Source organism: Anaerotruncus sp. G3(2012), from assembly GCF_000403395.2.
GTDB lineage: Bacteria > Bacillota > Clostridia > Oscillospirales > Ruminococcaceae > Anaerotruncus.
Window position 1 is genome coordinate 1 of the sequence record NZ_KE159665.1, and the last position, 1,260, is coordinate 1,260.

A 1,260-nucleotide genomic window follows, 5' to 3' on the forward strand; every position below is an offset into this window, starting at 1 on the left:
TGGAGGAACTCAGATCTCTTATTTGGCGTTACTTTATGAGCTACTGGAACAACCGCCGTATCTGCTCCGCCAACGGCGGCCTTCCACCCGCTGTCAAGAGAGAGCGCTTCTATCTGTCCCTCACTGCGGCTGCTGCTTAGATCCTATATTCCTTGCGTGAATTGTGTCAACTCATATTGACAAAATCATTGCTGCCTCTGGCACGGTTCATTGCTTTTGCCTGGGATACGCCGTATTTTGTTTCTGGATGCAGCATTTCATAGATTTCCTTGCGCCGCAGAAGCAGCTTTCCAAACTCCAGGGTTTCCAGATCGGCCCGCACAAAGTTCTCGTCTATCTCGGCAAGTTCCGCCTGCAAGCCCTCCAAACTGCTGACATTGCACTCGATTTCCGCCCAGCCAAGCAGCTTTGCCGCTTCTAGCCGGTGCAGTCCGGCAATCAGGATATAGTCCCGGTCAATCGTGATAGGGTTTAACAGCCCCACCGCCGAAATGCTGTCCGCCAGTTCGCGCACCGCATCCGGCAAGGCTTCCCGCCGTCCCGGATTGACCTGGATACGGTCAATGTTTACCTGCATTTTTATCACCTCTTTCGGCCACAGCCGCTTTATTTGTTTTTCTCCTGCCGGATGAAACACGTTGCGCCGCCGGTTTGCCTGGTGGCGTAAAGTCTTGCATCCCGCAAGAAAGGAGAAGCCCGCGCGGTCTGTTTTGCGCCCCTATTCTGTGAGGGAATGTGACCGGCGCGGGTTCCTCGTTCATGCCTTTCTTAAAAATCTGTGCCGTATTATCAGGCGGCATGACCGCCTTACTGCTCATCCCCGGCACGGGAGTATGCAAGCCCGGTGTGGCACTCCGGCGCGATACCGACAGACGGCGGCGGCAGTTGACGAAGCTGCCCATACCAGTCCCACAGTACCTCCCTTTTACCCTGCGATACGGGTGTCTGCGGTGCATCCCGCGTCTGCGGCGCTGCCATACACCGGACAGCCATGCCGGTATCGCTCGTGCCTTTGATGTGATCGGTTTGACGGGCAGGAACAAAAGGTTCACCCCCTTTCGCTGTCCCTGGCCGCAGGCGGTCGTGGCGTGGAATGGCTGATGCAGGATGCAGTCACTTACATACTGACTATGAGCAGGAGCCTGTCCTGCTGTTTTTCAAGGTTCAATAGATAGATGCTCAGGGAGCAAACTGACGGAGAATGCTGTCAATCGTGGCGAGGTCGTCCCCGGCAAGCTGGGCGCTTAATTTCACAAGCAG

At 55.6% G+C, this 1,260-nt stretch carries 1 protein-coding gene; it reads right to left on the reverse strand.

The annotated features are described in order from the left end of the window. Window positions 1–166: 166 nt before the first annotated feature. The gene (locus C814_RS11770) at window positions 167–577 is read right to left on the reverse strand and encodes a ParB N-terminal domain-containing protein (protein WP_016318055.1); all 411 of its coding nucleotides are present in this window, start codon (window positions 575–577) and stop codon (window positions 167–169) included. Window positions 578–1,260: the final 683 nt, after the last annotated feature.